This window comes from Poseidonocella pacifica (assembly GCF_900111875.1).
GTDB classification, from domain to species: domain Bacteria; phylum Pseudomonadota; class Alphaproteobacteria; order Rhodobacterales; family Rhodobacteraceae; genus Poseidonocella; species Poseidonocella pacifica.
This window is the reverse complement of sequence record NZ_FOJU01000004.1, coordinates 397,238-404,573: the sequence shown is the minus strand read 5'-3', so window position 1 is coordinate 404,573 and position 7,336 is coordinate 397,238. Positions and strand designations below refer to the sequence as shown.

The 7,336-nt window shown below is 60.2% G+C and carries 8 protein-coding genes; 3 read left to right on the top strand and 5 right to left on the bottom strand.

Annotation, left to right across the window (positions count from 1 at the left end; translation table 11 throughout):
* Positions 1–226: hypothetical protein (locus tag BM234_RS17565; protein ID WP_217645975.1), on the top strand; the 226-nt coding region annotated here is incomplete at its 5' end.
* 218 nt (positions 227–444) lie between these two features.
* On the opposite strand, the gene BM234_RS13960 is transcribed toward BM234_RS17565, so the two are convergent.
* On the bottom strand, positions 445–1,920 hold the full coding sequence (locus tag BM234_RS13960) for a tyrosine-type recombinase/integrase (protein WP_092066018.1): 1,476 nt from the start codon (positions 1,918–1,920) through the stop codon (positions 445–447).
* Between the two features lie 488 nt (positions 1,921–2,408).
* Here BM234_RS13960 and BM234_RS13955 point away from each other — a divergent pair, with 488 nt between their 5' ends.
* Positions 2,409–2,954, top strand: coding sequence for a YaeQ family protein (locus BM234_RS13955; RefSeq protein WP_092066016.1), 546 nt, complete (start codon positions 2,409–2,411; stop codon positions 2,952–2,954).
* Positions 2,955–3,177: 223 nt separating this feature from the next.
* Here BM234_RS13955 and BM234_RS13950 read toward each other — a convergent pair whose 3' ends face one another.
* Entirely contained in the window at positions 3,178–3,492 is a 315-nt protein-coding gene (locus BM234_RS13950; protein ID WP_092066014.1) for a hypothetical protein, read from the bottom strand.
* 301 nt (positions 3,493–3,793) lie between these two features.
* Between BM234_RS13950 and BM234_RS13945 the strand changes: the two genes are divergently transcribed.
* Positions 3,794–4,294, top strand: a complete 501-nt coding sequence (locus BM234_RS13945) for a hypothetical protein (protein WP_139226807.1) — start codon at positions 3,794–3,796, stop codon at positions 4,292–4,294.
* Between the two features lie 20 nt (positions 4,295–4,314).
* On the opposite strand, the gene BM234_RS13940 is transcribed toward BM234_RS13945, so the two are convergent.
* The 3 genes from BM234_RS13940 to araD all read right to left on the bottom strand — a co-directional run bounded on the left by BM234_RS13940 (position 4,315) and on the right by araD (position 7,298).
* Positions 4,315–4,758, bottom strand: a complete 444-nt coding sequence (locus BM234_RS13940) for a MarR family winged helix-turn-helix transcriptional regulator (protein ID WP_092066011.1) — start codon at positions 4,756–4,758, stop codon at positions 4,315–4,317.
* A 264-nt stretch (positions 4,759–5,022) separates the two neighbouring features.
* On the bottom strand, positions 5,023–6,597 hold the full coding sequence (locus tag BM234_RS13935) for a ribulokinase (protein WP_092066009.1): 1,575 nt from the start codon (positions 6,595–6,597) through the stop codon (positions 5,023–5,025).
* Positions 6,594–7,298, bottom strand: coding sequence for an L-ribulose-5-phosphate 4-epimerase AraD (gene araD, locus BM234_RS13930; protein WP_092066007.1), 705 nt, complete (start codon positions 7,296–7,298; stop codon positions 6,594–6,596). The genes BM234_RS13935 and araD overlap by 4 nt, the downstream gene beginning before the upstream one ends.
* Positions 7,299–7,336: the final 38 nt, after the last annotated feature.

Below are 7,336 nucleotides of genomic sequence, written 5' to 3'. Positions count from 1 at the left end.
CCGCCAGCGCCAGCGGCGCGCCCTGGTGCGTGTCGTCCCCCACGATGACCGCTCGGAGCTGGCGCAGCGCGGGCAGGCGCGCTCCGCCGCGGCTGCGTCGATCTCCACCACCGCTTCCGCGCGCCTTCATGCCGTCGCCTACGCGGCTTCGGCCTCAGCGATCTTCCGGGGAGGCAAGTTGGCGATCGCAGACAAGAGGGCGTCGATGACGAACCGAGGGGTGTAGTGCATGCTGTGGGATCTCCGTCTGTGCGCGGAGAGACAATCTTGGCCGATTACTGCAAAAACGAAGCAACACCAACACGATTTTCAGACATAGCCCAGACCGCTGTGTCGCCTTCTGACTTGAAGAATTGGCATCGACGGACATCTGCGAGCGGCGTGCCTTTATCCCCCCGCTCGCAGTTCCGTTTCAGGGCATGAAAGGCTCGCCCCGTGACCACCCTACGCAGAGCGGGCCCAGGGCGACTTGCGCCGCTCAGCCGGAGCGGAAGGCGTTGCTCCTTCAGGGCGCGCCAGCTCGGAGACCTGGCTGGGCGTGCAGATGGACGCCAAAGCATCCGCAAGCTTGTTCACCGCGACACGTTCCTGATCGATAGCATCGTGCAGGATCTTTTTTTCGATCATGTAGTTCGGCGCTGCTGAAGATACCTGTTCCCGGTTGTAGGGGTTTACATGGCATAGGAGGGTATCGGTCACGGCAGGCTGGACCCCCAACTGACCGAGGATGGTTGCCGCAGTCCGCCGGAGATCATGGCGGTGCCAACCAGATGTTCCACTTGCCTGATTGATAGTGTCCTGCGTCCGGTCCCAGTTGCCGAGAGGGCCCCCACCCGACGAGGGGAAGACGAGATCTTCCGGCTGTCCCTCGACGAAGCTTGGGAGCGAAAGCAGAAGGTCGATTGCTGCGTTCGACAGCGGGACAGTTACCTTGCGGCGTTCCGCAGTGCCATGGGAGCCGGGCTTGCGCCGAGTTTTCACCGTCTTTGTCCAAGTGCGAGCGCGCACATCGATGTCCTTGCGGCGCGCACCGGCGACCTCCTCGCGACGGGACAATGTGAGGAATAGGAAGCGAAAGGCCACAGGACCGTAATCCTCATGCGGATCAAGATTTGACCGCAGCCCTGCCGGAGCTGGATAGACCAGCAAAGGCATGACGCTAATCAGCTCATCCTGAGTGAGCACGCGATCCCGTTTCCCCTCAAGGGTCGGGTCATCGATAGACGGGTCGTGGATGAGGGCCAGATCTGGCAATTCCAGCTTCGGCTCTCGTCCTGCGCCCTCCTTCCGGAACCGGCCGCGGCTGGAGGCCCAGTCGAACACCGGACGGAGATACGTCAAAGCGCGCGCAACCGAGCCGTTTGCGCTGGTCTTGCCCTTCCGCGGTCGCTTTGGGGTGTATCCCTTTACCGCTTTAGCAAAGTCCGACTGACTGATCTTGTTCAGTGGCTTTCCAAGAAGCGACTGGAAGACGTTTTCGATTGCAGCCCGTGCCTCGGGCTTCGTGCGACCATAGCGGCTGCCAGCGCGCCAGGTTGACTTGGTGAGGGCGAAGATCGGCTCGACCTCATCAAGCAGATCGGTCAGGGTTAGGCTTTGGGCCTCGGCGAGCGCCTTGGCGAGCCGGGCCTGCTCCCGGGGATCATGGCCCCGGCGAATATCGGCGAGGTGGTTCATCGCGATCTTGCGCGCGTCCTTCAGCGAGATGGCGGGGTAGGTCCCGATCGTGATCTGCACCTTGTCACCTACGCGGGTGCGGGTGTGCAGCGTGAAGCTCTTCTTGTTTTTGGGCGTCACCCGCATCACCAGCCCGGTGATCTTGGTGTCGCGGATCTCGACCCGTTTGCCGGACTCGTTCTTGAAGCCGCGGACGAAGACATCGGTAAAATCTCGGGGGGCGGTGGCATTGGTGGTCGCCATGGTCGTGCTCCTCGTTGTTAGCGAGGGGGAAGTCGATCCGTTTGAATTCGCCCGGAAGGAAAAATCCTTTGGGGTGGCGCTGGGGTGGCGAAATCGCTGCGCTGGGGAGCGATTTCGCGAGGTCGCATGAGGACGAATGAGACGCAGGGTGCGGTGGCTATGCAATTGGAAATATGAAATATTTCCGTCTTCCGGCGTCTCACACTATCTTATGGTGTAGCGTGCCGTCAGACCGATCTTGCTGCATCATAATCCGCGTGTCGGGGGTTCAAGTCCCTCCTCCGCTACCAAATTTTCCTAAATGTTCGTAGTGTCGCCCGCCCACGTGGGGCGATCTGGGCCGCGGTGAACTCCTTCTGGGATGGCGCCAAGGTGATAAGTTCGCGGTCTTGCGGAGGGTCGCGCGCCTGCGATTGCCGGGGCATTCCGCTTTCCAAAGGGCACGGGACGGAGTAGGCATCCCAATCATTGATGATTTGGAACACGTTATGGCGCAAAAGGCCACTATTTATAAAATTGAACTCTCAGTCTCCGACATGGATCGTCATTATTACGAGACCCATAAACTGACCGTTGCCAAGCACCCATCTGAGACGGATGAACGCTTGATGGTGCGTATCGTCGCCTTTGCGCTGAATGCTCATGAGCAGTTGGAAATGACGAAGGGCCTTTCGACCGATGACGAACCAGACATCTGGCAGAAAAGCCTGAGCGGTGAGCTTGATGTGTGGGTGGCCTTGGGTCTCCCAAGCGAGAAAGTAATCCGCCAATCCTGCAGCAAGGCAAAGAAGGTCATTGTCTATCCCTATGGTGGCAGGACGGCCGAGATGTGGTGGGACAAGATCAAAAACAGCACCACCCGTTTCGACAATCTTCAGGTGGTAAACCTTTCACCATCCGACACCGACGCATTGGCCAAACTGGCAAGCCGCGCGATGAAACTTCAGATCAATATTCAGGATGGCGATGTGATGGTCAGCGTGGATGATGCTGTCGCCTATGTCACACCCGAAGAGTGGAAGAGCGCTGCGTAAGTAACCAAAGCCCACCGGGCAGGATTATTGGTGTGGAAAACAACCGAGTCTGCGATGAAAGGCCGGCGATTTGATAGGGTGTGGAAGGGCAGCAACGAAACCCTTTTGACCTGAACTGTTGGAACGTAGAGCCCATGTCCGAGCGAAATTGGCCGTTGATATCGCCAATCCGCTCGGGGCCGAAGGAGCTTTGCGCCACACTCGGTTTACAGGTCTGCCTTCGTCAATCGCGCTTTGGCGGGCGCGCGGCCTTCAGGGCTTTTGCAAGCTCGGCCTCGGGGACGGTGTATCCTGCCTCGCCAAGACAGTTTGCAACTTGTTTCGCCTTGGGCCGATCCGGTCGCTTGCCGCGCACCGGTGCTTCGCCATCTTTCTTCGCGGGGCGCAGACATGCCGTAAGCGCGGGCACTGGTACGCCGACCTCCTTGGCAAGAGCGCTGAAATCCGGTTTGGGAGGGCGTTGTTGCTGGGCGCCTGCACTCCCAGCGAGCGCGAGGGCCGCGATGAGAGCCGGAGCGAAAACCGTATACTTTTTCACCTGTGAGATCCTTCTGATTGCCAGTGCTCGCCGCGTCAGTTTCGGGGCGCACACAGCCGACCAAACGCCTGCGATCCGTTTCTCCGTCGCGCGCTTCGGCATTTCGTTGCGGAAATTCCCCGATGCCCCGCAGGTCTCGGGCAGGTGATAAGACAGGTTATTTTCCTTTTAATAAAGCACCTTACAGGCATTCCCATCGCTCCTCAGAAACAGTCGCGCACCAAGCGTGCATCTAAACATTCGGTTTAACTTAGCAGGCTAAGTATAGACGACAGAAATGCAGAGCTTTCGAGGTGAAGACATGATGATATCAGGCACGATGCCGGGCATGGCCGGCCACAGCGCCAACCCGCTGACCACGGCACAAAACGATGCGTTGAGCGAATTGCTTACAAAAGTTGACAGCAGCAATCTGTCTGACGACGATGCCAAAGCGCTGGTCGAAGGGATCAAAAGCGCCGGGATCAGCAAGGGAAGTGGCCTGACCCAAGCTCTGGCCGAAGCGGGAATTGACGCGCGATCACTGGCTGAACAGTCCGGCACCGGCGGGCCGCAAGGCGCGGGCGGCCCAGAAGGCGCAGGCAGGCCCGGTGGTTCTGGTGGCCCTAAGGGCGGTGGCCAAGGCGGTCCTCAAGGGGCGCAAGGCAAAGGAACGGAGGATACCTCTGTTCAGCTTATGCAGTCCATTGTTGACCAACTCTCGGACTCGTCAGAGGAGGAAAACTATCAGGAACAACTGCTTTCGGCTCTGGAAGAGGCTGGGCTCGACCTGACCCAGTCCACCGTCGATATCCGGTTCTGATCACCTACAGGAAACCGCCCTCACTCGCCGGGGCGTTTTCCTCCGAGGGCATCGCGCAATGCCCCGGCCTCTTGGGCCAGAGCCTTGTATCGGTCCTGACCAATGGCTTCGGCGGCGAAGTCGTCCATAGATGCCCAGATCCGATCTATCTCCGATAGCAACGCCCGGCCCTCTTCTGACAGAAACAGCAGGTTGCCGCGGGAATCCTTCGGATCGGGCTTTCGGGCGATGTAGCCCCCCGCGATCAACCGGGATGTCATCGTGCTCATGCTTGCCTGCGTGATGCGAAACGCCCGCGCCAGTTGCGCCTGAGACACCTCGCCCATCCGGCCCAACCCCTCGATCACGCGCGCCTGTCGGGGGCCAATGCCAAGCGGCTTGAGACGGCGGGTCAGTTCCTCATCCAGCAGATCGGCAGAATGCAGCAGGAGATGAAAGAGATATCGACGGGATGTCATGTTCATGTGCGTAGCATGCTAAGCCAAAGTTCCCAACTCAAGTGAGGGGCAATACCTCCATGATACTTCCCACCCATCATCGCGGCGAAGCTTGCCGCGCTCCTATGCGGCACCCTCCGCAGGCATGTCACCACGCATTGCGCGTCTCGCCGCCGCGCCGCCCGAGGCAGGCTGCTCCAAAGAGGAAGCAGGCGGGATCTGCGGCGCAATTCCCATCAGGGGCAATGTCGCCCTTCACGCCCCAACAGTTCGGCCGGTCAAAGGCTGCGACTAGGCTCCATTCATTCGGTATTGGCGCAAACGTGGAAGGATCTGGCCAAGGGGAACCGATCGTCCTTCGCCAAACCCGAAGTAGAGATCCCTGAACATCGCAAAGAGGTCTCCATAACGGGCGTGGCGATCCGGGTCGCTTGGAAACACCGTAAGTTCGGGGCAGAGTCGCGCTTGGGCCTCGGGGATCGTCGCAAAGATACCGGCGGCATGGGCCGCGAAGATGCAAGCGCCCAACCCGGTCGAAGGTCGCACCGGAACATGCACATCCGTCCCGATGACGTCGGCATAGACCTTGTTCAGCAGTGGGTTCTTGGGCGGAATGCCCCCGCCGTTGATCACCCGGGTGAGTTCCAATCCGCCGTCCTGCATACGCTCAGTGATAAGGCGCACATGCATGGCCATGCCTTCGATCGCTGCATGAAGCTCATCTTGGGGCTCATGGCCCAAGTCCCAGCCCAAGGTGATCCCCCCGAGATCGGGGCGGACAAGCACGGTACGGTCACCGTTGTCCCACACCAGCCGCAACAACCCCGACGCCCCCGGCGCGGGATCGCCAATTTCTTCTATCAAGTCGACTAGAGCGCGCCCCGCGCGTCGCGCGATGGCCGAGAAAATGTCGCCGGTGGCCGATTGGCCCGCTTCGACGCCCATGGCACCCGGAACCACGCTGCGGGGCACAGCACCGCAGATGCCCCTGACGGGCTGCATCTCCAGCGGTCCTTCAGCGATCATGCAGGTCGACGTCCCCACAACGTTGACCAGATCCCCCTGACGGCAACCCACGCCCACTGCATCCCAATGGGAGTCGAAGGCTCCAAAGGGTATCGGAATGTCGGCCTTCAACCCCAATCGAGCCGCCCACTCGGGCGAAAGATGACCGGCAATTTCTGTGGAATCGCCAAATCGCCCGCCCATTCGGTCGACCCAGCCTTGCAAGAGCGGATCGACACCATCGAAGAATGCTTGGGGCGGATAGCCTCCCCACGCGTCCCCCCACATCCATTTATGACCCATGGCACAGATGCTGCGCGGAACCTCTGCCGGATCCGATACCCCGCAGAGCGTCGCAACGAGCATATCGCAATGCTCCAGAGCGGTGGCCGCTCGTTCACGTTTTTCGGGATTGTGCCGAAGGAAATGCACGAGTTTGGCGAAACCCCATTCATGGGAGTAGACGCCGCCGCACCATTTGATCGCCTCGATCCCTTCTGCGTGGGCCCGCTCCGTGATCTCCGCCGCTTCGGCAGCAGCGCGATGATCGCACCACAGGTAATAGTCATCCAGCGGTTGCAACCTGTCATCGACCACCACAACACTCGACCCGGTGGTATCTGCGGCAAATGCGGCGATCTGCTGCCCCTCGATCCCGGAGGCTTCGATAGCTGCGGCCATGGCGCGTTCGAGCGCGTTCATATGATCGGAATGGGATTGCTGTGCCAGATGCGGATCCGCCGCCGAACGGGTCAGGGGGTACTCTCCCACCCCGGTTCCGATGACCAAACCACTGCCAGTGTCGACAATGGTTACCCGAACGCTCAACGTGCCAAAGTCAGCACCAGCGACATAGGTCATGTCTCATCCCCGAGTTGGCCATAGGTCGCCGCCGCGCCATGCTTGCGGAGGAAATGCCGGTCGAGAAGTTCAGTCGATATCGGCCGGATGCCCGGGCGCAGCATCATTGAACACCAAGCCATCCGGGCGACCTCTTCCAGCATCAGAGCATTCAATGCCGCTTCGGCCGGAGTGCGCCCCCACGTGAAAGGACCGTGGCCCGCCACGAGTGCGGCGGGAATTTCCATCGGATCACGGTCGCCGACCGCTTCGACAATCGCGTCGCCCGTCGCCTCAACGTATCGTTCGCCGATTTCGGTATTCGTGAGATGCCGCGTCAACGGCACTGCGCCGCGGAAATAATCCGCATGGGTGGTTCCGAGCGGCGGAATGGGTACCATCGACTGCGCAAATATCGTGGCATAGGTCGAGTGAGTGTGGATCACCGCCCCGATTTCCGGGAAGGCGCGGTAGAGCACCAGATGGGTTGCCAGATCGGAAGAGGGCCGCAGTCGCTGATCAATGATTGCCCCATCGAGAGATACGGCAACGATCTGATCGGCGGTCATCTCCTCATATGGCACTCCGCTGGGTTTGATGGCGACCGTCCCGGTGGCGCGATCTATGCCGCTGGCATTGCCAAACGTGGCCGTGACAAGACCGCTCCTCACTGTCGAAAGGTTGGCCTCCAACACGGCCGATTTGAGCGCCTCGAGGGACATGTGCGGTCCTTGTGATCGTGAACAGTTGAAATGGCGCG

Coding starts and splice junctions, on each gene's coding strand:
- BM234_RS13935 (WP_092066009.1), bottom strand. CDS start 6,597: ATGACCTATGTCGCTGGTGCTGACTTTGGCACGTTGAGCGTTCGGGTA.
- BM234_RS13945 (WP_139226807.1), top strand. CDS start 3,794: ATGATGATATCAGGCACGATGCCGGGCATGGCCGGCCACAGCGCCAAC.
- araD (WP_092066007.1), bottom strand. CDS start 7,298: ATGTCCCTCGAGGCGCTCAAATCGGCCGTGTTGGAGGCCAACCTTTCG.
- BM234_RS13940 (WP_092066011.1), bottom strand. CDS start 4,758: ATGAACATGACATCCCGTCGATATCTCTTTCATCTCCTGCTGCATTCT.
- BM234_RS13955 (WP_092066016.1), top strand. CDS start 2,409: ATGGCGCAAAAGGCCACTATTTATAAAATTGAACTCTCAGTCTCCGAC.
- BM234_RS13960 (WP_092066018.1), bottom strand. CDS start 1,920: ATGGCGACCACCAATGCCACCGCCCCCCGAGATTTTACCGATGTCTTC.